The following is a 23,709-nucleotide window of genomic DNA, read 5'->3' as shown; positions in this document are numbered from 1 at the left end:
TCTTCGTATTTAACATGCTCTATTAGTAACGCATTTTTATACTTATTTCAATACATAACGTATCATTTTTATTTTATATGAATAAGCATGACCTATAACTATTTATCATCAAATAGCCAATATTAAACTTAAAAAACTTGTAGGATCATATATTTAAGTTATTTCGAAGTACTTTCTTAAGCGACAATATCTAACGATCAGCACTTAGAAAACCTAGTAAGGCTTTCTCTTCACAGCTTTGGTATTTTTTCGTACGACCGCGGCGTGCTTGTTTATAGTCATCATAAAATTGCCCTGCCAAAAAACGCTCAATAATGATGGGGTGAATATACGATGCGCGGCATACGGTTGGCGTATTGCCCAGCTCTGCCGCCACGCTTTTTACCATATCGGTGACCAGCTGCTGACGCTCAGCGCTTTCTGGTGCGCTGGCAAGTATGCTAGCGCCTGCCGTCGTTTGCAGCTCATCATATAGATAACTTGCCGCGAGCACGCTTGCCATCCATGTACGAAAATCTTTAGCACTATATAATTTGCTTTCGCAGTCCATCCCGCACGTATGCTTACGCAAATACTCATTAATATCGCTGCTATCGACGACTTGTTTATGCCCATCGTCATCTAAGTATTTGAATATTTGATAGCCCGGCAGCTCAGAACATGCCTGCACGATGTCAATCAAACGCTCATCTTGTAGCTCGATATGATGCTCTTTGGCGCTTTTTCCGACAAAATCAAAGGCCAATCCATTGTCGGTCTCACTCACATGCTTGCTACGCAATGTGCTGAGGCCATAGCTTTTGTTTTGCTTGGCATAGCGGCTGTTACCGATACGAATCAACGTGGTTTCAAGCAACTTTACAACGGCAGCGAGTACATTGGTGCGTGACAATGATTCTGCTTCCAAATCTGTCTCGACCTGCGCGCGTAAATTGGGCAGCGTTTCTGCAAATCCTATCATCGCATCAAACTTGGCTTGGTCACGGATGTTATTCCACGAGGGATGATACAAGTACTGCTTACGAGATTTTTCGTCGCGTCCTGTCGATTGCAGATGGCCTTGTTCGTCTTGGCATATCCACACCTCCGACCACATAGGCGGTATCACCAATGCATCAAAACGCTGACGCAATGCTTTGTCTTTGACTGTCTTGCCCGTTGCATCGCGATAGGTAAAGCCGCGGCCCCAACGTCTACGCTCATAACCTGGTTCGTCGTCACTCACATAACGCAGATTGGCACGGCGTGCGAGACGCTCATAATCATGGCGTACATCCTGCGTTGTCGACTGCTCGTTTGTTTTGCCCATAAAAACACTCATCTAATCATTTTATGGTTTTAGCATAATCAACTGCGCTTATTTTTGCTGTTTGTTTGCCACGGACAAAGTGTAATCCTGTGTAAAATAAAGCAGTGATAAAAATAGCGACACGGGTTCTAAATGCTGCATTTTTGAGGCATAATTCAGCATTACTCACGACTTAAGTTTATAAAAAATGAACCATTCACCTGTGAAAATAAAGCCATTCGCTCTCGCTGATCACGATCTTTGGGCGCACTTATGGCAAAACTATCTGACATTTTATGAGACCAATTTGCTATCAAGCACGACGGAGACGACATGGCGCAACTTGTTAAATGAAAGCGTTCCCATCTATGGATTTGGGGCGTGGAGAGAGGGTATTTTGGTAGGCATTACCCATGTGGTACTGCATCCCAACACATGGAATACTAACGAGTGTTGTTACTTAGAAGATTTATATGTCGCGGATAATGTCCGTGGTCAAGGCGTAGGACGTGCATTGATTGAACATGTATACTCCTTTGCTAAGGATAAGGACTGCAACCGTGTCTACTGGACGACACAAGAAAGCAACACCGCCGCGCGTAAACTCTATAATGCCATTGCCACTCAGACAGACATGGTGCAGTACCGTAAGGACTTATGAAGGGTAAGCTCGAGAATGAAATGCCCACAAAAAAAGCCAAGCATCAAATGCTTGGCTTTTTTTTTATACTACTTCAATTTAAAAGTAACTATTTACCGTACAGGCATAAATAAGCCGTTTCGACATCAACTTTTACTTGGAACTTTTTGTTAGCTTCAACGGTAAATTGCTCGCCAGCATTAAACGTTTGCCACTCATCACTCTCTGGTAGCTTAACCGTCAATGCACCGCTCACCACACTCATGGTCTCAAACTCACTGGTGCCAAATTCATACTCACCGCTTTCCATAACACCGACAGTGGCAGGCTTGGTCGCCGTTTGAAAAGCAATGGATGTCACTTTGTCGTCAAAATAATTATTTACGCTTGGCATAATCTTCCTTAATTACATGTTAGTTGGTATTTGAATTCTATTTTATAGACCTGCTTTTAGACTGGCTTCAATGAACTGATCGAGATCACCATCTATTACAGCGCCAGTGTTAAAGGTTTCAACACCCGTACGCAGATCCTTAATACGAGAATCATCAAGCACGTACGAGCGAATCTGGCTGCCCCAACCGACATCAGACTTATTGTCTTCAACCGCTTGTTGTTTTTCCATACGTTTTTGCATCTCAAGCTCATAGAGCTTAGCACGTAGCATCTTCATCGCCGTCGCTTTGTTGCCGTGCTGACTACGCTCATTCTGACAAGTCACTACTACGCCTGATGGCTCATGGGTAATACGTACCGCAGAATCAGTCGTGTTGACGTGCTGACCACCCGCCCCAGATGAGCGATAGGTATCGATACGCAAGTCAGCAGGGTTGATGTCAATCTCAACATTATCATCAATCTCAGGCGAGACAAACACCGCCGCAAACGAGGTATGACGACCATTGTTACTATCAAATGGTGATTTACGTACCAAACGGTGAACGCCAATCTCGGTACGCAACCAACCAAACGCGTAGTCGCCTTTAATCTCAATCGTGGCCGACTTGATACCCGCGACGCTGCCAGCAGACACTTCAATCACGTCTACCTTAAAACCGTGTGCTTCCGCCCAGCGTGTATACATACGCAGTAGCATCTCCGCCCAGTCTTGTGCTTCGGTGCCGCCACTGCCTGACTGGATATCTAAATAGCAGTTGTTTGTGTCCATCTCGCCGCTAAACATTCGGCGGAACTCTAAATCGGCTACGCGCTGCTCAGCGCTATCTAGCTCGCTCTGCACATCAGCAAGCAACGACTCATCCTCTGCTTCTACTGCTAGCTCTAGCATGGCGGACGCATCTTCTAGCGTAGTCTCAAGAGAGACCACGACATCTATGACACCATCAAGGTGGCTTTTTTCTTTATTAATCTTGGTGGCGCGCTCTGGATCGTTCCACAGCTCTGGATTTTCTAGCTCTAGATTGACTTCCTCTAAGCGTTCTTGCTTACCATCGAAGTCAAAGATACCTCCGCAAATCCTGCCCGCGTTCGGATAAATCCTTAATTTGTTCTTGATACGGATTGATTTCCATAAGTGTTCCTGTTTTTCTAATAAAAATAAATAACGAATGTGGCGCTATTTTAAATGAGATTAAGCATAAATGGTTGTCTAATTATTCTTGTTCCTACTATTACTAGATTAAATAATCTAGATTGACCAATCCTCTACTGCCCAGCGATGCGCCAAGGCATGAGCATGTAGCGCCTCATCAGGTGACACACAGATCGCCACATCCGCCCGTTCTAGCAATGGGATGTCGTTTTTGGAGTCTGAATAGGCATAGGTTTTTTCAAAGGTGATACCAGCGGCTTGCTGCTTATCGAGCCACTTATCTAAATGATAGATCTTGCCCGCTTGAAAGTTCGGTTTATCAGTTAGCTTACCTGTATAGCGATTATCTTTGATCTCAAGCGGCGTGGCCAATACATTGGCTGACTCAACGCCAAAACGCTTGGCAATGGCGGACACCACAAAGTCATTGGTTGCAGAAATAATCACCACGTCGTGACCTTGCTCAATATGCTGGCACAACGCTTCCATCGCTTTTGGGCGAATATGTGGCTCGATTTCGCTTTTGATGTAATCTTCTCTTAGCTCATCAAGTCTATCAAGCGGCAGACTGCTTAAGAACTGCGCGACGAATTCATTGTACTCTGTCGCATCTAGCGTCCCTTCGATATAGTCATTGTAAAATTTCTGGTTGGCCGTACGGTACTGCGCCTCATCGACAAGGTCATGCTTGACGATATACTCGCCCCAAAGATAATCGCTATCGACATCCAGTAAGGTATGATCTAAATCAAATAATGCCAGTTGTTTTTGTTGTGTTTGTACTTGATTTGTCTGCATGGTGAGACCTTATCGTTGGTTGCGAAAAAATATGAAGTATTTAATAAAAAGGTACAAAAGGTGGAAGACAAGTCTATCTAACCTTAATCAGGCATTGCTACTTCTGTTAAACCAATTTTGAATTTTTGGCAACGCTCAGCATAATGCAGCGCTGACATTTTTAGCATCGCAGCTTGCTCATCGGTTAGCGTCTTAACGACTTTTGCAGGTGCGCCCATCACTAGCGAGTTATCAGGAATAACCTGACCTTCAGTAATTAAGGCTTTTGCCCCTATCAAGCAGTTTTTACCAATCTTGACGTTGTTGAGTACCACAGCGCCAATGCCAATCAAGCTATTGTCACCGACCTCGCAACCATGTAGCATCGCCAGATGACCGATAGTCACATAATTACCGATAGTCACTTTGATGCCTGCATCAGTGTGAATCACGCTGTTTTCTTGTACATTACTATAATCACCGATATGGATACGATCGTTGTCACCGCGTATCACTGCACCGAACCAAATATTGGCTTGGTGACCTAAATATACATCGCCCATCACTTGCGCTGAGTCAGCAACCCAACCGTTGAACGGTACGGCAAACTCAGGGGTTTTGTCTAAATATTGATAAATCATAACGACTCCTTGTCATCTTCATTATTGTTATAACAAACGATCATAAAAATTGGGTCTAGCGCTGCGCTGTCCATTGTGACAAAGCCAACTGCGAAAATCTAGCGCTATTAATGGCTGATGAATATCAGGATAATCAAAACCATCATATTCTTGCTTAGGCTATTTTTTAACAGATTGCAGCTTTTTATAAAGGATCAGCTATTACCTATATAATGACTATTAATCCAATAAATCGGCTAGCCATAACTCACTATTTTGTATATAATACGCAAAATCTGTGCCTAAGCGAGCGGACATGATGCAAGTTACCTATTCACTATCTAGTGGGTTTTGTAGTTTTCATCAATAATGTCTTCTCGCTTTTTTGTGGAAAATTTTTGTGTATCGTCCTTTTATTACTTCTATATGACAACAGTCAAATGCCGTAAATAAAAGGATACGGAGCAATTTTAGTCTAACAAAACATGATGGCACTCACCAATAATAGCGGAGGCAATCCTTGAATTCATCGGTAGAAACACAAGCAATTTTGGCACTAGCAGACGGTACAATTTTTCGCGGTGTCAGTATCGGCAGCCTAGGTCATCGTGTTGGTGAAGTGGTATTTAATACCGCCATGACAGGGTATCAAGAAATTCTAACCGATCCAAGTTATGCGCGACAGCTGGTCACCCTAACTTATCCGCATATCGGTAATACAGGCACCAATGCCGAGGATACCGAGTCTGGTAACGGTCACAAAGTATGGGCAGACGGTCTGATCATCCGTGACGCCACTATGGCAACCTCTAACTTTCGTAACTCTGAATCACTAAGCGACTACCTACAGCGTAATAATACCGTCGCTATCGCTGAAATTGACACGCGTCAATTGACACGCCTATTACGTGATAAAGGCGCACAAAACGGCTGTATCATGACCGCATCAGATGGCGAGACGATCAGCGTTGAAGATGAGCAAAAAGCGATTGAGCTGGCACAAGGGTTTGCAGGTCTAAAAGGCATGGACTTGGCAAAAGAATGCTGCACGACAGAGAGTTTTGAGTGGACAGCGGGCACATGGGATTTATCAGACACCCTACTCAACCGTGACGTGGCGGGTAGCCATGATAGCGGTACTGGCGGCTTCTTTAAGCAACTCGGCACTCATATCGATGCCAAATTCAATGTCGTCGCTTATGACTTCGGTAGCAAAACCAATATCCTACGCATGCTCGTTGACCGCGGCTGTCACGTGACCGTCGTCCCAGCACAAACGCCTATCGCAGACGTGCTAGCAATGAACCCAGATGGCATCTTCTTATCAAATGGCCCTGGCGATCCAGCAGCCTGTGACTACGCGATCGATAGCGTGCGTCATATTATTGAAGAAACAGACGTACCAACCTTTGGTATTTGCCTCGGTCATCAGCTAATCGGTCTTGCTAGCGGTGCCAATACGATCAAAATGAAAACGGGCCACCATGGTGCCAACCATCCGGTGCAAGATCTAGCGACTGGCACAGTGATGATCACCAGTCAAAACCATGGCTTTGCCGTTGATGAAGACACCTTGCCAGAAAACGTTAAGTCAACGCACCGTTCATTGTTCGATGGCACCAACCAAGGTATCGAGCTAACCAATAAGCCTGTCTTTAGCTTTCAAGGTCACCCAGAAGCCAGCCCTGGCCCACATGACTGCGCGCCATTGTTTGATAAGTTTGCTGAGATGATGGAAGCGGCTAAAACTGCTCAAGCTTAACGGTTCATTATAACTTGATAATAAGTCAATGCTTGAATCGCTAAAGGCGGTTTGAGCAGTACTGCAACAAAGCATTGTAAGTATAAAACGCCATAAGCGTTATTAAAAATAAAGATTACTTAAAATATCATCAAACGAAGGTAGCTCTAACTATGCCAAAACGTACCGACATAAAAAGCATTCTTATCATTGGCGCAGGCCCCATCGTTATCGGCCAAGCGTGTGAGTTTGACTACTCAGGCGCACAGGCGTGTAAAGCACTAAAAGAAGAAGGCTACCGTGTCATCTTGGTCAACTCAAACCCTGCGACCATCATGACCGATCCTGTCATGGCAGATGCCACCTATATCGAGCCGATCACGTGGCAGACGGTTGAGCAAATCATTGCCAAAGAGCGTCCTGATGCGATCTTGCCAACCATGGGCGGACAGACCGCCCTAAACTGCGCGCTAGACCTAGATAAGCATGGCGTACTGACTAAGTATGACTGCGAGCTGATTGGCGCGACCAAAGACTCGATCGAGATGGCAGAAGATCGCGACTTATTTGACAAAGCGATGAAACGTATCGGTCTTGAGTGCCCGCGCGCTGAAACGGCTGAAACCATGGAAGAAGCTTTTGCTACTCAAGAAAAAATGGGCTATCCGTGTATCATTCGTCCGTCATTCACCATGGGCGGCTCGGGTGGCGGTATCGCGTATAACCGCGATGAGTTTATCGAGATTTGTGAGCGCGGTTTTGATCTGTCACCAAACCATCAGCTACTCATCGATGAGTCACTCATCGGTTGGAAAGAGTACGAGATGGAAGTGGTTCGTGACAAAAATGACAACTGCATCATCATCTGTGCCATCGAAAACTTTGACCCAATGGGCGTGCATACAGGCGACTCAATCACCGTAGCCCCTGCGCAGACGCTGACCGATAAAGAATACCAAATCATGCGTAACGCATCACTCGCGGTACTGCGTGAGATCGGTGTAGAAACGGGTGGCTCAAACGTCCAGTTCGGTATCAACCCTGATACGGGCCGCATGGTCGTCATCGAAATGAACCCACGCGTATCACGCTCGTCTGCCCTAGCGTCAAAAGCGACTGGCTTCCCGATTGCCAAAATCGCGGCAAAACTGGCGATTGGTTACACACTAGATGAATTGCAAAATGACATCACGGGTGGCAAAACCCCAGCGAGCTTTGAGCCTGCCCTTGATTATGTCGTGACTAAGATACCTCGTTTTAACTTTGAAAAATTCCCACAAGCGGACAACATCCTATCGACTCAGATGAAATCGGTCGGCGAAGTGATGGCGATTGGTCGTAACTTCCAAGAGTCGATGCAAAAAGCATTACGCGGTATGGAAACAGGCGCGGACGGTTTTGATGAGCAAGTTGATTTATCAAAAGTCAGTGCTGAGAAGGCTCGTAGCGAGATTATCAATCGCCTAACGATTCCAACCCCTGATCGCATCTACTATATCGCTGATGCCTTCCGCGTTGGTATGAGCGTCGATGAGGTGTTCAACTTCACCAAGATTGACCCATGGTTCTTGGTGCAGATCGAAGACATCGTTAAAACTGAAGCGACAGTGAAATCACTAGGCTTTGGTGGATTAAACGAGAAAAATCTACGCAGCTTCAAACGTAAAGGTTTGTCAGATTTGCGTTTGGCTAAACTACTTGGTATCTCACAAAAGCAACTACGCAAAAAACGTTGGGACCTAGGCGTCTATCCCGTGTATAAGCGTGTCGATACCTGTGCTGCAGAGTTTGCGACCAGCACCGCTTATATGTACTCAACCTACGATAGCGAATGTGAAGCCAACCCAACTGACAAGAAAAAAATCATGGTTATCGGTGGCGGCCCTAACCGTATCGGTCAAGGCATTGAGTTTGATTACTGCTGTGTACATGCTGCGCTTGCCATGCGTGAAGACGGCTATGAAACAATCATGGTCAACTGTAACCCAGAAACCGTTTCAACCGATTATGACACCTCTGACCGTCTATACTTTGAGCCAATCACATTAGAAGACGTGCTAGAAATCGTACGTATCGAAAACCCAGACGGTGTGATTGTACAGTTTGGTGGTCAAACGCCATTGAAACTGGCCCGCGCTCTAGAGTCAGCAGGCGTAAAAATCATCGGTACTAGCCCAGATGCGATCGACCGCGCTGAAGACCGTGAACGCTTCCAGCACATGATTCAACAGCTAAACCTAGTACAGCCGTCGAACGCATTAGCCACCAGCTTGGAAGATGGCTTGGTTAAAGCAAAAGACGTGGGCTATCCACTGGTTGTACGTCCATCATACGTCCTTGGTGGGCGCGCGATGGAAATCGTCTACAACGAAGACGAGCTCAGACATTACCTACGTACCGCAGTTCAGGCTTCAAACGAAGCACCTGTCCTACTCGATCGCTTCTTAGATGATGCCATCGAAGTTGATGTTGACTGTGTATGTGACGGTACTGATGTCGTCATTGGCGGTATCATGCAGCATATCGAACAGGCTGGCGTCCACTCAGGTGACTCAGCATGTTCATTGCCACCATACTCACTGTCTAAAGAGTTATGTGATGTGATGCGCGCGCAAACGGTTGCCATGGCAAAAGAGCTTGGTGTTGTCGGTCTGATGAACGTTCAGTTTGCTGTCAAAGGCGAAACCGTATATATCCTAGAAGTGAACCCACGTGCTGCCCGTACCGTACCGTTTGTCTCTAAGTGTATCGGTACCTCATTAGCGCAGGTTGCGGCTCGTTGTATGGCTGGCACTTCGCTTAAAGACCAAGGTTTCACGACTGAAATTGTTCCAGCATTTTATGCCGTCAAAGAAGCAGTGTTCCCATTTGCTAAATTCCCAGGTGTTGACCCAATCTTGAGTCCTGAGATGAAATCAACGGGTGAAGTCATGGGTGTGGGTAAAACCTTTGGCGAAGCATTCTACAAAGCCATCATCGGTAGTAACGAGCGTCTGCCAGGCTTGCCTACTGAAGGCGAGACTAAGACTGTCTTTATCTCAGTTCGTGACAGTGACAAAGCGCAAATCGCTCCGATCGCCCGTCAACTGGTAGACTTTGGCTTCAAAATCGTCTCAACGACTGGCACGAAAAAGGTGCTGAGCGACGCTGGTATCGAATGTCAGCAAATCAACAAAGTCACTGAAGGTCGTCCGCATATCGTCGATGCCTTGAAAAACGGCAAAATCGACCTTATCATCAATACGACTGAAGGCAAGCAGGCACAAGAGGATTCGTTCTCTATCCGCCGTAGTGCGCTACAAGGCAAAGTGTTCTATGTCACCACGTTAGGCGCGGCAGATGCTGTCTGTAAATCTTATGCCATTGACTTACCGTTTGATGTCTATAAGTTACAAGATTTGCATGAGCAAGCAAAGTCTATTGACGCGGCTAAATAATTTCAGTAGATTAAGCATAACTGTTAGGCTTGCTTAAAAACTCATTCAAGCATGGCTGGTTGTTTTCTTTATAATCAACCAGCAACCTTTGATGAGTGACACCTTTATCGTGATAGACCTAAAAAGCATAGTGGCTAAATTGCGACTATGCTTTTTATTACGTAAGCTTAAGTACGCCTATTCTTGAATTGAGGTGAGACACACTCATAAATGACAGCCGACTTATTTATTACGGCGTCTTAATTATCACTCTTTTTATATTTTATACCCATTGCAACAACACTGACACCATCTCACTATGAGGTGGTGTGGTGTTATTGGTTTAAGGAAAAAACATGCAACGTTACCCAATGACTCCGCAAGGACACGCGGCTTTAGAAGCCGAATTAAAACAGCTAAAAAGTGTCGATCGTCCACGCATCACCGCATCAATTGCTGAAGCACGCGAACACGGCGATTTGAAAGAAAACGCTGAATACCACGCTGCCCGCGAGCAACAAGGGTTTTGTGAAGCACGTATCCGTGATATCGAAGCCAAACTTGGCGGCGCACAAGTCATCGATCCTTCAACATTGCCAAAAGAAGGTCGTATCGTGTTTGGCGTCAGCGTCATAATCGAAAACATGGACACTGAAGAAGAAAAACAGTACAAAATCGTCGGCGATGATGAGGCTGATTTCAAGGCTGGCAAAATCTCAGTTAACTCACCGATCGCTCGTGGCCTCATCGGTAAGTTTGAAGGCGATGAAGTACGTATCGAAACGCCAAAGGGCGTGGTGGAATACGAAGTGATGAAAGTTATCTACGACTAATAAGACTCACTATTTCTGATCATCCGTAGGCGTGATGCTTTCAATGCTGGATGAAAGGCTCTTTGAATAATAGCTCTTTAAATACTAGTTCTCTTAAATAGTAAACATGTTTGACAGTGACAGATACGGCTGGCTACTCGCCACCCAATAACATGAATATAAGCAACATTACGTATTGATAGCATTTGTACCGTTTCGGTTACACAATGCAGCTTTTATACATGATTTATTTTGGCGCATAATTATTTTAGTTTTTAGTGCATCGTAATTTTTATATTAGGTGATATTAGCCCGTAATATCGATATAAATTTATCCTGAAGCACTTTTACTCAAAATAATGATGGTCTGATTATAGACACCGGCTATCGTCAGTACTAACACCCTCGTTATTTGGCATACTTTTTGGTGTCATTTAGCGGGGGTTTTGCTTGTTTAGACGTTAATTATTGCTGTTTTACTTATCGCTGCTTTTTTTATTGATACTGTTAAGGAGTCTATTATGACCATGAAATCTTATGCACCATCAGCACTAACCACCACGGTATCTGCAATATTCGCAGGTATGGTGCTTGCATTCTCAGCCCATGCCGCTCCTGAGATCGCGATCAGCTCATCTACTGGTGGTAGCACGACGGTAGTTGAACAATATTCTAATGGCCAAACAGCCACTATTACTGCGACACCAAACGGTATTACGATGCAAGATGGCATGCCTTATGCCGTGACACAAGTGACGACTGTGCCGCGCTATGTCGTTCGTCAGTCTCCTGTGGTTCAAGGAAGCACAACCGTCACTAGCGTACCGGTCACCAATCGAATGACCAATAGCGTCACCAAGGTAGACGTCGTCACGGCGCCAGTCAGCACCGTGACACAAGTCCTGCCTGTTGCCACTGCTACTCAGTTGCCTGTCATGAATGCGCCAGCGACAACCGTCATCACTAACCAGCCTGTCACCAATCAAATCACGACGACCACGTTAGATACCTTGCAATTGACCCCGACTTTTAGCACACCGGGTGTCGTCAATGCAAACACCAAGGTCATGAAAATCATGAAAAATGGCGCTGGACGTGAAGTTGCGGTGCCTGCCAATCATATCGCCCCTGGTGATGTCATTGAATATCACACCACATACACCAACACCACGGCACAGCCAGTTAATGACATCAACGCTATGGTTTCATTACCAAGCGGCGTGCAGCTAGTATCGTTAAATAGCCCACTACCAACGTTTGCCACCACTGGCGGCGACACTTATCAAACCATTCAACAAGTTGGCAATACCGTTGTTGTGCAAGAAAACTACTCTGGCCTGAAATGGAACTTAGCAAATCTTAATGCCAATGGTAATCAAACCGTTGTGATAAGAGCTAGAGTGCAGTAAATAACTCACTAATGACAGCGAACGTGTCTTTAACAGTATTACTTTGCAAAAGGTCTTGAATACTCAGGGCCTTTTTTAATGCGTGTCATATCGAGTAGTATTTATGCTCGTTCACAACCTCTTGACACATACGACACTATTTGTCGTGTTATTTTTTAAATTTTCTTATAAATACAATGGCTTAATACATATTTTGGTAAAATAGTTACTCATCAATTAATTGGTAATAACCGACTTATGGCAAACATCAATTATGAAAGATTACAGGGCAAGCTCAATATTTTGGCCGACGCTGCCAAATATGATGTCTCCTGCTCATCTTCCGCTGGTACGCGTAAGAACCAAGGCGGCGGTCTAGGCGATGCCTCAAAAAGCGGTATCTGTCACAGCTATACCGAAGATGGTCGCTGCGTCAGTCTGCTAAAAATTCTTTTGACCAATCATTGCATCTATGATTGTGCGTATTGCACTTCACGTAAAAGCAACGACACGCCGCGCGCTGCTTTTAGTGTCGAAGAAGTGGTCGATTTGACCATGCAATTCTACCGCCGTAACTATATTGAGGGGCTGTTTCTCAGCTCTGGTATCTTCAAAAGTGGCGACTATACGATGGAGCGACTGGTCGAAGTTGCCAAAATCCTGCGTACTCGCGAGCGCTTTAATGGGTATATTCATCTAAAGACCATCCCCGGTGCGTCAAAGGAACTATTGCTCGAAGCAGGACTCTACGCCGATCGCTTGAGTGTGAATATTGAAATCCCAACCAAATCAGGACTGGCTTTACTTGCACCAGAAAAATCACACGAGCAATTAAAAGCGCCGATGGAGACGGTAAAAGAAGAAATTATCACCATCCGTGAGAGTCGCAAAACTCATAAAAAAGCGCCTAAATTTACGCCCGCCGGTCAGACCAGCCAAATGATCGTTGGTGCAAGTAACGAGACTGACTTGCAGGTGATTCAGCTATCGAGTCACTTTTATAAAACCTATGATCTCAAGCGTGTCTATTACTCAGGTTATGTACCGATGCTCTCTGACAATCGCTTGCCCGCGATTGGTACCCCTGTGCCGATGGTACGTGAGAACCGTCTGTATCAAGCAGATTGGTTAATGCGTTTTTATGGGTTTGGTGCGCATGAGATTGTGGAGCCAGAGTCGCCATTTTTGGACTTAGACTGTGACCCGAAACTGGCATGGGCAATACGCCATCGTGAACATTTCCCTGTCAATATTCAGACAGCGACTTATGAGATGATCGTGCGTATCCCTGGTATCGGTACCAAGACTGCCAAAAAAATCGTCAAAGCACGCAAATTTAACCAGTTGACGCTCTATCATCTAAAAAAGATGGGAGCCGCGGTCAACCGTGCCAAGTATTTTATCGCAACCACCGGCAAAAACGAGCATCTTGCCCATTTGACACGCGATAACTTCCGTCAGTACGTACTGGCGCAAACGCAGACCAAGTTTAAAGATCAACGTAGCGGACAGCTGGCGTTGTTTTAAATTTGGCATTGTTTTAAATATAAATCAATAAAATAAAAAGGTAGCGCTACTGGTGATATTTTTTGCAGCCTCTGTCACGCGATGCGAACAGCACGCAAGAAAAATATCCACCAGTAGCATTTGACAATACTTACATAGATTTTATGACGAGCCAAAATACATTTCACATCGTTTCAGGATAAACCATGTCAGCACTTGTGCAAAACGACGCTTACGCTATCGGTCAGTTAACGCCCAGCATTGTGCTGTATGAGCCAAGCTTTGAAGGCTGGCTCAGCGCGGTGTTTTATGTTTATGCCAATCGATTGCAAGAAGACGACTCACTCAAGCTAACGGCTCAAGACTGTTATGTACCTTCCTTAATTGCGCAAGCGACTAGCGTCGCAACGGATGCAGATAACGCAGAGCGCGTATTGGTTAAGCTGAATAGCTTGCTTGGTCGCTCAGGTATGCGCAATATCTTGTGGGGGTTCTTATCAGAAAAGGACGACATCGGCACAACCTTGTTCCGCGTGGTCAAATATGCCATCGACTACCCTCGCCGAAATATCATGCAGGATTTGGGTAATTTGGACGTGCTTGAGCTGGTGCAAACGGTCAAATCTGTTGGCCGTGAAAAACATCGCATGGAGGCATTTGTACGCTTTGAGCACACCACTGATGATATTTATTTTGCGCGGGTTGAGCCTGATTTTAACGTATTGCCACTGATTGGAGAGCATTTTCGCCAACGTTATCAAGACCAACACTGGGCGATCTACGATCTGACGCGTGGTTATGGCATTTATTATGATAAAAGTAATAGCACGCCTACTCGTCCTGCACCCCTGCAAACCATTACCGATCTCAATGATGCCGTCTTACGCAACCCTGCCAGTATCCACAGTCCCGATGAGCAGCGCTATCAAAAGTTTTGGCAGGGTTACTTTACCAACGTCAATATCAAAGAGCGTAAAAACCCCAAACTGCATAGACAGTATCTACCACAGCGCTACTGGAAATACTTAAGCGAAAAACAAGTACTGCCCAACGCTGAGCATCTACAAAAACGTCGTTAGCAATTTTTAGCCAAGACAGTCATGCTCATGTCTGCTGGAAAACCAAATATCTGACGCTATCTTTTTATCTTGATGGTTGAGTTTTAAGCGCTTTTAACTGACAATAGCAGCTTGATATTACTAACCGGTGACCCACGCTATTATGAAAGTTATGCGCTTACTATCGTCTTTGAAGCATGATGAATCCGAGCGCGGTATTTTTCATCTTGGGCGCGCACTGGTCAAAAACGAGCATACCTCCATTATTGTCGCTAGTGCCAGTGAAAATAATGACTTGGTCAGACGCCTCAAGCGTGACGGCAACATATATCATCAGCTATACATGAACAAAAAATCGTGGCTAGCACTACTGCAAGTCTCAGCACTGCGGCATTTGATTGAGAAGTATGAGCCTGATGTCATTCATGTACACTCGCGCACGCCTGCATGGATATTGCATTTAGCACTGCGCCGTGCGCGCGTCAAACGTTTCCCAAAGCTGGTCTCAACCATGTATGGGTTTTATCCCATCAATAAATACTCGCAAGCATTGCTCAATGTCGATACGATTATCACTGTATCTGATAGCGTCACCCAGTACCTCAAAAAAGGGTTACGCCGTGAAGAAGTCGATCCGAAAGTCATCACACGTATCTACCGCGGCATCGATACTCGGCGCTATCCTTATCGGCACAATCCTTCGGTCTATTGGTTGCGTCATACCTTTGCGGAATATCCTGAGCTGGAGCACAAGAAGTGGCTCGTATTTCCAACCGTCATTGGTAATGAGTATGGTCAAGAGTGGCTGATTGATATCTTAGGCAATCTACAAGAGCAATTTCCCAATATTCATGTCATCATTATGGACGATGATTATAAAGATGGTGATGTCGCTCATGAAGACTTTCGTCAACGTACCAACAGTTTGGGGTTGGCTGAGCGCATTACTTATGTGGGTAGCAAACGCAATGACATGCGTGAATGGCTCTCAGCAGCCAATATCGTTATGGCACTTGCCAATGAGCCAGAATCAATCGGTATTAATGCCCTGCAAGCGATTCATTTGGGCACCCCTGTCATTGGCTGGGATCAGGCAGCTTTTAGCGAAATCCTACAACCACTCTATCCGCAAGGACTGGTCAAAAAGCACAATGCCAACTCGTTGTGTAAAGCAGTGCGCAATCAATTAGAAAGCGTGACGCGACCTGAGATGACCAACAAATTCACCATGCGTGAGATGATCGAAAAGACCCTCGCGGTATACCAAGGATTGTACGATACTGCGCTGGCAGAAGAACAGGCTGAGGCCGATGCGCTCGCCGTACGAAGAATCAAAAGAAGTCTCAAAAAAACCTCTAAACCTGCCTTTGGTGCGGCGGTCAAACATGTTGAACCCATCCCCAAGCGCCCAAAAGTCAAATTGATAAAAGAAAAAGCAAACAAAGCGGAATCGCCAGAAATAGAAGATGAAGCAAAAATAGAAGAAACAACAAAAGCAGATATCAAATCAGAAGTATCTGACGCTGATCAAAAGTCATAAGCTGACTGCCTACCTCTATCTGTGCAGACGCCAATCTCGGTTATGATGAGATGTATTAAGCAAAAAAATGCCACTTCCAACAATGGAAGTGGCATTATCAAGCTGTATTTAGACTAAAGATCTAAGCGCGAGCCTAATAAGTCATTGGTGTATGTGCACTGACAATGCGAGACACACCATCCGTAGGATTAATAAAAGTATGCGGTTGATTGGTATCAATCACATAGCTATCCCCTTCATTTAACAAATACGTGGTCTCATTGATACGGATGATAATTTTGCCTTCGATGACCGTACCAATCTCCTCACCTTCATGAGCAATTCTTTCTTCTGTTGAGCTGTTTGGCTGATACGTTTCGATCAAAAATCCTAAGTTTCTGGTCGCGCTACAGTTATAGACTTGTTTTAACGATACTCTGCTACTGGGCTCACTAAGCTCTAGCAAATCCTTTGGCGTTACAATCACTCTCGCCTTTGGCTCCTTCCACTCATCGCTAAAAAACGTGGTCAAATCAGAACCTAACACTGCCAAAATCGCCTTCAAGGTATTTACGGCGGGACTCACCTTATTACGCTCAATAGAGCTAATAGAAGTGTTTGTCAGTCCTGATAATTTCGCCAATTTACGCTGCGAGTAACCTTTTGCAAGGCGCAGCTGATTGATTTTTTTACCGATGTCTTCTTCTATCGATTCATCAGTGTCGCTAGACGTGTCTGTTTCAGAATCTGTCAACTCATCTTCGTCATCACTACTGATGTCATCATCTTCCTCGATATCAATATCTTTGTCACTGGCAACATCAGCGTCGATGCTGTTGCCAATCTCGTTATCGACACTTTTATCTATATCAGTGTTAGCGCTGTCGATATCTACCGGATCTTTAGTGGTGCTACTCGATTTGGGGTGTGCTGGCATAGTGAATGAATTCCATGAATAGAAATTTGGACAAGTTATCTTGTGCATAATTTAACTCAGGATGCCATTGTACACCAATCATAAAGGGATGTTGTAACAAGCTAATGGCTTCTACCAAGCCATCAGGGGCTAGGGCTTCGACAAATAAACGTTCACCTACTTTATTGATGGCTTGCTTATGTAAGGAGTTGACGTGCCATTTTTCACCGAACGCCGCAAGTCTGCCATCAGGCTGGATAATGACATCATGTACGGGCTGATATTGCACCTCAAGTGGTTGCGTGCTGTCCTCTAAGTGCGGCTCATAAAACCCTTCTACCTCGCGCCAATCAGGATGCAGCGTCCCTTCAAAGTAAACATTCATCTCTTGCAGACCTCGGCAAACGGCCAGCAGCGGCGTACCCGTTCTGTCTGCATAAGCCAGTAATTTAAAGCTTAACTCATCACGGCCCAAATCTTGTTTTGCTTCGATGTGCGTTGCGCCATAACGTGCTGGTGCCACATTGCTGTAGCTGCCTGTTAATAAAATACCATCTGCGATAGCTAGCAGTGCATCGAAATTTTCGTCATCAGCGGCTGTACTTGGTAGCAATATAGGATTACCGCCATAAAAATTAACCGCATCGATATACTTTTGATATACCGCTTGAGAGGGCTGACCATCGACCATCTTATAACAAGCAACAATCGCGATGATAGGTCTAGAATTTTTCATGTCGTTTTCCCTATTGATAACAATGAAGCCTAGCAGGCAATATTGTTTGATTCCTTGTTTAGCTAAAATTTACCATAGCATTCGATTGAATGTAAACTATAAACTTCAATATTATTAATATTTTTATATAAATTGGCCTTATTTGTATAAATTAGAGAAAAATGGGTGATTTAACGATAATTTTAAATAAAAATTGACAACTATAGTTTTCATACCTATATTAGATTGATAAGTACCTCTTAATGAATATAAACAGTGAATAATCACTTTCTTATAAATTACTGTTTTATCAAACATTTATCGCCATTTTCATCACAAATTCATACGTACTTAGGTGCAATAACTGTCATAACCACAATCCCAATAGCTCTAAAATTCATAGGAAGAATAGATATGATGACAACCAATGGAATGGTCGAATCTGCAAATAACACAGAATATGTCTATGTTGCAGCAGGTGATATTAATGGCTTACTTCGTGGTAAGCGCATCCCCTTCGATCAAATGGAAAAAGCAGAAAAAGGCGCGATACGACTACCGATGTCAATTTTAGGGGTCGATATCTGGGGTGCGGATGTTATTGAATCTTCTCAGTGTAATGGCGATATCGATGCGATTGCCAAACCGACTGGCCGCGCCGCTTATCCCCTTCTCAATACCAGTGCGCCGTCATCGTTACTGCCCGTTTGGCTCTATACCGAAGACGATGAGCCTTACTACGGCGATGCTCGTCATGTGTTAGATTACATCAGCAAAAAATTCCAAGCGCTTGGTCTGACTCCTGTAATGGCAACAGAGCTAGAGTTTTATTTGGTTGACTATACCGAAGGGGAAACGCCAAGACCGCCTATCCGCCCTAAAAGCGGACTGAGACTGAATAAAACCTCAATTTTGAGCATCAATGATTTATTGCAGTTCGATGAGTTTTTAGATGAGGTCTATGCGCAGTGCGAAAAGCTCGATATTCCTGTTGATGCGGCGTTGGCTGAAAACGGCTGCGGTCAGTTTGAGATTAATTTATTACACGTCAATGATCCGCTCAAAGCGGCGGACGATGCTATTTTGTTCAAGCAGGTCGTCAAAGCAGTAGCTGCTCGCCGTAAGCTCACCGCCACTTTTATGGCAAAACCTTTTGGTCTGCAATCTGGCAACGGTTTTCATGTGCATTGCAGCTTGTTAGATAAAGACGGCAATAATGTCTTTGACAACGGGACAGATGAGGGTTCAGAGATTTTGCGCCATGCGGTTGCGGGTCTATTAAAAACCATGTCGGACTGTACATTATTGTTTGCACCGCACGTTAACTCTTATCGTCGCTTTACGCCCGGTACACTGGCACCGAACAACGTGTCATGGGGTTATGAGAATCGCACAGCAGCCGTACGTATCCCTGGTGGCGATACCAAAGCACGTCGAATCGAGCACCGTGTCTCTGGCGCTGATGCCAACCCTTACTTGGTTTGTAGTGCCGTGTTAGCAGGCATGCTATATGGCATCGAAAACAAGTTGGAGGCACCAGAACCCGTCAATAGTATTACTTATAACGAAGCGGAACTGAAGACCTTGCCGTTAGATTGGCTTTCGGCCATTCGTAAATTTGAAAGCAGCGATATCATCGATTCGCTATTCCCAAGCGAGATGATTGAGCTGTTGATTGCCGTCAAAAAGCAAGAGGCCAAACGCTTTGCCCAGCAAGTCACCAACCTTGAATACCTTACCTATTTACAGGATGTGTAATATGTCTAACAACACGCGAAATATCCCGCACTATTCAGACAAAGGTCAATATCCTGACAGCTATTACGCTGCCAGTCGTAACCCTAAGCCTGATAGACCGACGCTAGAAAATGACATCCAAGTAGAAATCTGTGTGGTCGGTGGCGGCTTTAGCGGCCTATCCACTGCCCTGCATCTGATTGAAACCGATCACGAAGTCGTTGTGCTTGAAGGCGCACAGATTGGTTGGGGCGCATCAGGTCGTAATGGCGGGCAGATCGTCAACGGTCTAAACGCCAGCCTGCAAAAAATCAAAAAGTCTTATGGTCAACAAAGCGCAGACTTCGTCGGTCAACTGGTGACTCGCGGCGGCAAAATCATTCGCCGTTTTGTCAACGACTACGATATCAATTGTGATCTCAAAGAAAAAAATATCTTTGCCGCATTAAACAACGGACAGTTAAAAGATTTACAAGAAACCCATGCACTATGGGAAAGCCACGGTATGCATGATAGAGAGATGCTAGACAAGCAAGGCATGCAAGAACATATCAAATCAGATGCTTATGTGGGCGGGGTCATTGACCATTCAGGTGGTCATATGCACCCACTAAATCTTGCACTAGGTGAAGCGGTGGCTATCGAACAAGGTGGCGGCACAATTTATGAAAACACCTTGGTGGTAGATATTGAGTATGCCGATGATTCTATCAAAGTCATCACTGAGTTTGGCTCTGTCACTTGTAAACAAGCGATTCTGTGCGGTAACGCTTATCTTAATAAAGTGATTCCTAAGTTGACTGACCGTGTCATGCCCGTATCGACACAAATCATCGCAACCGAGCCGTTAGGTGATTTAGCCGATCAGCTGCTACCCACCGATGTCTGTGTCGAAGATGTACGCTATATTCTTGATTACTACCGCCTGTCGGCAGACAAACGCATGTTGTTCGGTGGCGGCACAGTATATGGCGGACAAGACCCCGCTGATATCACCGCCAAAATCAGACCCAACATGAACAAGATCTTTCCAGAGCTGCGTGATGTCAAAATTGACTACGCATGGAGCGGTAATTTTGCTTTGTCATTCTCTCGCGTCCCGCAAATGGGTAAGCTACACGATCGGGTATTTTTCGCCCATGGTTATAGTGGTCATGGCGTGACAGGCTCGCATCTGTTCGGACAAATCCTAGCCGATGCTATTAATGGTAAAACCAAAGAATTTGATACTTTTGCCCAAATTCCATGGATTCCGTTCCCGGGTGGTCGAGCACTGCGCGTGCCCTATTCAGTGATGGGCTCATGGTGGTATGCACTAAAAGATACGACTGGCCTATAAACCCACTAACACTGAGCCTTAAATACTGAGCACTGAACAAATACAACGCTCTTAATGACTGTTATTAGATCGACCTGTCATAGCAATGGAGTGCTGTGACAGGGTTAGATAGAAAGCCAATTCGCTACTTTCTACCTGACATCAATCACAACGTAGAATTTGTCCTAAAAATAGAGTTTTACAGGGAGCGTAAGTATGAACATGAAACTCAATGATGCTGTCGAGGGGCAGTATCACAATAAGCGAGTATTTCTCACCGTGTTAGGCGCACTCGCTATCTATTTAGCGTTTGCGTGGCTATCAACGACTCGTGGCCCAGACGAATCGTGGGGTGCCCTATCCTTATTGCCGACGTTATTGGTGCTCGTCACCGCCATTATCTCTAGGCGACCGTTCGAATCTATGATGGCAGGCTGTGTCGCGGGCCTTGTGATGCTCAACCCCTTTGATCTGGTCTCCCCTTTTGCAGACAATATGTCAATGGTATTGGGCAATGAGACCATTATTTGGATTGTGCTCGTCTGTGGTCTGATGGGTGGACTCATTCAATTGCTTGAAATTAGTGGCTGCCTAGATGGTTTTAGCGAATGGCTACAAAAAATTATTAAATCGCGCCGACAGTCATTGCTTGCAACGTTTGCGTTGGGTATCGTGGTCTTTATTGATGATTATCTAAACTGCCTTGCTGTCTCCACTTCTGTCAAAAAACTTACTGATGTGTATGGCGTCTCTCGCGAAAAACTCGCCTATATCGTTGACTCCACCGCCGCACCGATGTGTGTAATCGTGCCTATCTCTACATGGGCGGTGTATTTTGCAGGTCTGTTAGAAGAAAACGGTGTGGCCGCAGATGGTGCTGGTCTTGGCCTTTATATCAGCGCCATTCCTTATATGGCGTATGCATGGTTCGCTCTCCTAATCGTATTTTTGGTCGCGTACGGCATATTAGGCGATTGGGGACCGATGAAAAAAGCTGAGAAACGTGCCAAATCAGGCCACCCTGTCCCTGAAGCCTTCATCGAAGAGCAGCTGGTCTCAAACGTGCAAGCCAAACGCAAATTATCGTTCAAAGCCAATATCGCAAACTTTGCCTTCCCAATGATTTTGCTTATTGTCTCAACCATTTACTTCGAAGTCGATCTGTTGCGCGGTGCGTTGCTCACCTGTTTTGTCACCGTCATTATCTATTGGATGCAAGGTATTTTGAGCTTTGAGACGCAAGTAGAGTCTATCTTTAAAGGCTTCAAAGTCATGCTTTATCCACTCTCAACGGTTATTGGCGGATTTTTCTTAAAAGCCATCAATGATGATCTTGGCATGACCACCTATGTGATCGAAGCCATCACCCCTTATATGACGATTATTATTTTCCCTGCGGTTATCTTTGCAGTCATGGCGTTCTTAACCTTCGCCACATCATCAAGTTGGGGGCTGTATGTGTTGGCAATGCCGATTGTCTTCCCGATATCGCTTGCTCTTGGTGTGAGTACGCCGCTTATGATTGGTGCGTTGTTGTCCGCGTCCTCGTTTGGTAGTCATGCCTGCTTCTTTAGTGACTCATCATTACTTGCCGCGCAAGGTGCTGGCTGCTCACCCATGCAGCATGCCTTTACCCAGTTCCCCTATGCCATGCTAGGAGCCGGTTTATCTGTCGCAGCTTTCTTAGGATTGGGTTACATGATGGCGTAAGCCAAACCCAATGTTAGCGTTGTCACTATGGTTTAACCAACAGTCTCTAATGGTTGGTTAAACCATAAAACCTATTATCTTTATAACCTATTTACTGTCTATTATTAAAAGGATTTAGATCATGCGAAACGTTACCGTTGCCACCACACAAATGGCCTGTGGTTGGGATATCCAACAAAACATCGCCACTGCCACTGATTTGGTCACCAAAGCCGCCAAAGCAGGTGCCAATATTATCTTACTGCAAGAGTTGTTTGAGACGCCGTACTTCTGCCAAGTTCATGAATTTGATTATTTTAAGCTGGCAACGACCGTTGCTGATAATGCCGCTATCAATCATTTCAAACAGTTGGCCAAGGAGCTAGAAGTGGTATTACCGATCAGCTTTTATGAAAAGTCAGGCAATACCTTTTTTAATAGCGTGACCGTGATTGACGCCGATGGCGAAATACTCGGCACCTATCGCAAGAGTCATATACCAGATGGCATTCCTTATGCCGAAAAATTCTACTTTACCCCTGGTGATACAGGCTTTAAAGTTTGGGACACCAAATACGCCAAAATTGGGGTCGGTATTTGCTGGGATCAGTGGTTCCCAGAATGCGCCCGTAGCATGGCATTGATGGGCGCAGAGCTGTTATTTTATCCGACTGCGATTGGTGATGAGCCAACCCTCGGTATCAATTCAAAAGGTCATTGGCAGCGCTGTATGCAAGGTCATGCCGCCGCCAACCTGATGCCCGTTATCGCATCCAACCGTATCGGCACGGAGACTATTAGCCAAAATGGTAATGACAGTACCATGCAGTTCTATGGTGGCTCATTTATCACTGATGGTCGCGGCGAGATCATACAAGAAGCATCATCGGAGACCAGCGAAGTCATCAGTACGACCTTTGATTTAGACAAGCTTGCTATCGAGCGTCGCCAATGGGGCGTGTTCCGTGACCGCCGTCCATCTATGTATGGCACGCTGCTGACTCATGGCTAACTGGC

At 45.2% G+C, this 23,709-nt stretch carries 19 protein-coding genes; 12 read left to right on the top strand and 7 right to left on the bottom strand.

Annotation, left to right across the window (positions count from 1 at the left end; all coding sequences use genetic code 11):
- Positions 1-190 precede the first annotated feature (190 nt).
- Positions 191-1,309, bottom strand: a complete 1,119-nt coding sequence (locus ACTXGK_RS20595; RefSeq protein WP_443516747.1) for a DNA topoisomerase IB — start codon at positions 1,307-1,309, stop codon at positions 191-193.
- A gap of 187 nt (positions 1,310-1,496) precedes the next feature.
- Between ACTXGK_RS20595 and ACTXGK_RS20590 the strand changes: the two genes are divergently transcribed.
- Entirely contained in the window at positions 1,497-1,949 is a 453-nt protein-coding gene (locus ACTXGK_RS20590; RefSeq protein WP_443516745.1) for a GNAT family N-acetyltransferase, read from the top strand.
- Positions 1,950-2,037: 88 nt separating this feature from the next.
- Here ACTXGK_RS20590 and ppnP read toward each other — a convergent pair whose 3' ends face one another.
- The 4 genes from ppnP to ACTXGK_RS20570 all read right to left on the bottom strand — a co-directional run bounded on the left by ppnP (position 2,038) and on the right by ACTXGK_RS20570 (position 4,898).
- Positions 2,038-2,322 carry a pyrimidine/purine nucleoside phosphorylase gene (gene ppnP, locus ACTXGK_RS20585; protein ID WP_394210665.1) on the bottom strand — a complete coding sequence of 95 codons (285 nt, stop codon included), beginning with the start codon at positions 2,320-2,322 and terminating at the stop codon, positions 2,038-2,040.
- A gap of 42 nt (positions 2,323-2,364) precedes the next feature.
- Positions 2,365-3,460, bottom strand: a protein-coding gene (prfB, locus tag ACTXGK_RS20580) for a peptide chain release factor 2 (RefSeq protein WP_443516744.1) whose coding sequence is annotated in 2 segments (ribosomal slippage) — positions 2,365-3,387 and positions 3,389-3,460 — 1,095 coding nt in all. Because the reading frame shifts where the segments join, the coding sequence is not laid out codon by codon here.
- Positions 3,461-3,576: 116 nt separating this feature from the next.
- Positions 3,577-4,278 carry an HAD family hydrolase gene (locus tag ACTXGK_RS20575; RefSeq protein ID WP_443516742.1) on the bottom strand — a complete coding sequence of 234 codons (702 nt, stop codon included), beginning with the start codon at positions 4,276-4,278 and terminating at the stop codon, positions 3,577-3,579.
- 83 nt (positions 4,279-4,361) lie between these two features.
- Positions 4,362-4,898 (bottom strand): gamma carbonic anhydrase family protein, encoded by a 537-nt coding sequence (locus tag ACTXGK_RS20570; RefSeq protein ID WP_443516740.1) that lies wholly within the window; start codon positions 4,896-4,898, stop codon positions 4,362-4,364.
- 499 nt (positions 4,899-5,397) lie between these two features.
- Between ACTXGK_RS20570 and carA the strand changes: the two genes are divergently transcribed.
- From carA to ACTXGK_RS20535, 7 genes are all read left to right on the top strand, one after another.
- Positions 5,398-6,639, top strand: a complete 1,242-nt coding sequence (gene carA / locus ACTXGK_RS20565; RefSeq protein ID WP_443516738.1) for a glutamine-hydrolyzing carbamoyl-phosphate synthase small subunit — start codon at positions 5,398-5,400, stop codon at positions 6,637-6,639.
- 152 nt (positions 6,640-6,791) lie between these two features.
- Complete coding sequence (gene carB, locus ACTXGK_RS20560) at positions 6,792-10,055, top strand: carbamoyl-phosphate synthase large subunit (protein ID WP_443516736.1); 3,264 nt, start codon at positions 6,792-6,794, stop codon at positions 10,053-10,055.
- A gap of 335 nt (positions 10,056-10,390) precedes the next feature.
- The gene (gene greA / locus ACTXGK_RS20555) at positions 10,391-10,867 is read left to right on the top strand and encodes a transcription elongation factor GreA (protein ID WP_201601811.1); all 477 of its coding nucleotides are present in this window, start codon (positions 10,391-10,393) and stop codon (positions 10,865-10,867) included.
- 500 nt (positions 10,868-11,367) lie between these two features.
- Complete coding sequence (locus tag ACTXGK_RS20550; RefSeq protein ID WP_443516734.1) at positions 11,368-12,255, top strand: hypothetical protein; 888 nt, start codon at positions 11,368-11,370, stop codon at positions 12,253-12,255.
- A 237-nt stretch (positions 12,256-12,492) separates the two neighbouring features.
- On the top strand, positions 12,493-13,761 hold the full coding sequence (locus ACTXGK_RS20545) for a putative DNA modification/repair radical SAM protein (protein ID WP_371532498.1): 1,269 nt from the start codon (positions 12,493-12,495) through the stop codon (positions 13,759-13,761).
- A 185-nt stretch (positions 13,762-13,946) separates the two neighbouring features.
- Complete coding sequence (locus ACTXGK_RS20540; protein ID WP_443516731.1) at positions 13,947-14,819, top strand: TIGR03915 family putative DNA repair protein; 873 nt, start codon at positions 13,947-13,949, stop codon at positions 14,817-14,819.
- 142 nt (positions 14,820-14,961) lie between these two features.
- Positions 14,962-16,338, top strand: a complete 1,377-nt coding sequence (locus ACTXGK_RS20535) for a glycosyltransferase (protein ID WP_443516729.1) — start codon at positions 14,962-14,964, stop codon at positions 16,336-16,338.
- A gap of 133 nt (positions 16,339-16,471) precedes the next feature.
- On the opposite strand, the gene relB is transcribed toward ACTXGK_RS20535, so the two are convergent.
- Positions 16,472-17,254 (bottom strand): type II toxin-antitoxin system RelB family anti-toxin, encoded by a 783-nt coding sequence (gene relB, locus ACTXGK_RS20530; RefSeq protein ID WP_443516728.1) that lies wholly within the window; start codon positions 17,252-17,254, stop codon positions 16,472-16,474.
- A complete protein-coding gene (locus ACTXGK_RS20525) occupies positions 17,229-17,969 on the bottom strand; it encodes a gamma-glutamyl-gamma-aminobutyrate hydrolase family protein (protein ID WP_443516726.1) in 741 nt (246 codons plus the stop codon). Before ACTXGK_RS20525 ends, relB begins: the two co-directional genes overlap by 26 nt.
- Before the next feature lie 393 nt (positions 17,970-18,362).
- On the opposite strand from ACTXGK_RS20525, the gene ACTXGK_RS20520 reads away from it, so the two are divergent.
- The 4 genes from ACTXGK_RS20520 to aguB all read left to right on the top strand — a co-directional run bounded on the left by ACTXGK_RS20520 (position 18,363) and on the right by aguB (position 23,704).
- On the top strand, positions 18,363-19,706 hold the full coding sequence (locus tag ACTXGK_RS20520) for a glutamine synthetase family protein (protein ID WP_443516724.1): 1,344 nt from the start codon (positions 18,363-18,365) through the stop codon (positions 19,704-19,706).
- A 1-nt stretch (position 19,707) separates the two neighbouring features.
- A complete protein-coding gene (locus ACTXGK_RS20515; protein WP_443516723.1) occupies positions 19,708-21,024 on the top strand; it encodes an NAD(P)/FAD-dependent oxidoreductase in 1,317 nt (438 codons plus the stop codon).
- Positions 21,025-21,219: 195 nt separating this feature from the next.
- On the top strand, positions 21,220-22,713 hold the full coding sequence (locus ACTXGK_RS20510; RefSeq protein WP_201601826.1) for a Na+/H+ antiporter NhaC family protein: 1,494 nt from the start codon (positions 21,220-21,222) through the stop codon (positions 22,711-22,713).
- 121 nt (positions 22,714-22,834) lie between these two features.
- Complete coding sequence (gene aguB, locus ACTXGK_RS20505; protein WP_443516720.1) at positions 22,835-23,704, top strand: N-carbamoylputrescine amidase; 870 nt, start codon at positions 22,835-22,837, stop codon at positions 23,702-23,704.
- Positions 23,705-23,709 lie beyond the last annotated feature (5 nt).

The organism is Psychrobacter sp. T6-5 (assembly GCF_052258485.2).
Classification (GTDB): domain Bacteria; phylum Pseudomonadota; class Gammaproteobacteria; order Pseudomonadales; family Moraxellaceae; genus Psychrobacter.
Note: the sequence above shows the minus strand (reverse complement) of the source record. Positions and strands in the feature narration are given on the sequence as shown.

Coding starts and splice junctions, on each gene's coding strand:
- ACTXGK_RS20595 (WP_443516747.1), bottom strand. CDS start 1,309: ATGGGCAAAACAAACGAGCAGTCGACAACGCAGGATGTACGCCATGAT.
- ACTXGK_RS20590 (WP_443516745.1), top strand. CDS start 1,497: ATGAACCATTCACCTGTGAAAATAAAGCCATTCGCTCTCGCTGATCAC.
- ppnP (WP_394210665.1), bottom strand. CDS start 2,322: ATGCCAAGCGTAAATAATTATTTTGACGACAAAGTGACATCCATTGCT.
- ACTXGK_RS20575 (WP_443516742.1), bottom strand. CDS start 4,278: ATGCAGACAAATCAAGTACAAACACAACAAAAACAACTGGCATTATTT.
- ACTXGK_RS20570 (WP_443516740.1), bottom strand. CDS start 4,898: ATGATTTATCAATATTTAGACAAAACCCCTGAGTTTGCCGTACCGTTC.
- carB (WP_443516736.1), top strand. CDS start 6,792: ATGCCAAAACGTACCGACATAAAAAGCATTCTTATCATTGGCGCAGGC.
- greA (WP_201601811.1), top strand. CDS start 10,391: ATGCAACGTTACCCAATGACTCCGCAAGGACACGCGGCTTTAGAAGCC.
- ACTXGK_RS20550 (WP_443516734.1), top strand. CDS start 11,368: ATGACCATGAAATCTTATGCACCATCAGCACTAACCACCACGGTATCT.
- ACTXGK_RS20545 (WP_371532498.1), top strand. CDS start 12,493: ATGGCAAACATCAATTATGAAAGATTACAGGGCAAGCTCAATATTTTG.
- ACTXGK_RS20540 (WP_443516731.1), top strand. CDS start 13,947: ATGTCAGCACTTGTGCAAAACGACGCTTACGCTATCGGTCAGTTAACG.
- ACTXGK_RS20535 (WP_443516729.1), top strand. CDS start 14,962: ATGAAAGTTATGCGCTTACTATCGTCTTTGAAGCATGATGAATCCGAG.
- relB (WP_443516728.1), bottom strand. CDS start 17,254: ATGCCAGCACACCCCAAATCGAGTAGCACCACTAAAGATCCGGTAGAT.
- ACTXGK_RS20525 (WP_443516726.1), bottom strand. CDS start 17,969: ATGAAAAATTCTAGACCTATCATCGCGATTGTTGCTTGTTATAAGATG.
- ACTXGK_RS20520 (WP_443516724.1), top strand. CDS start 18,363: ATGATGACAACCAATGGAATGGTCGAATCTGCAAATAACACAGAATAT.
- ACTXGK_RS20515 (WP_443516723.1), top strand. CDS start 19,708: ATGTCTAACAACACGCGAAATATCCCGCACTATTCAGACAAAGGTCAA.
- ACTXGK_RS20510 (WP_201601826.1), top strand. CDS start 21,220: ATGAACATGAAACTCAATGATGCTGTCGAGGGGCAGTATCACAATAAG.
- aguB (WP_443516720.1), top strand. CDS start 22,835: ATGCGAAACGTTACCGTTGCCACCACACAAATGGCCTGTGGTTGGGAT.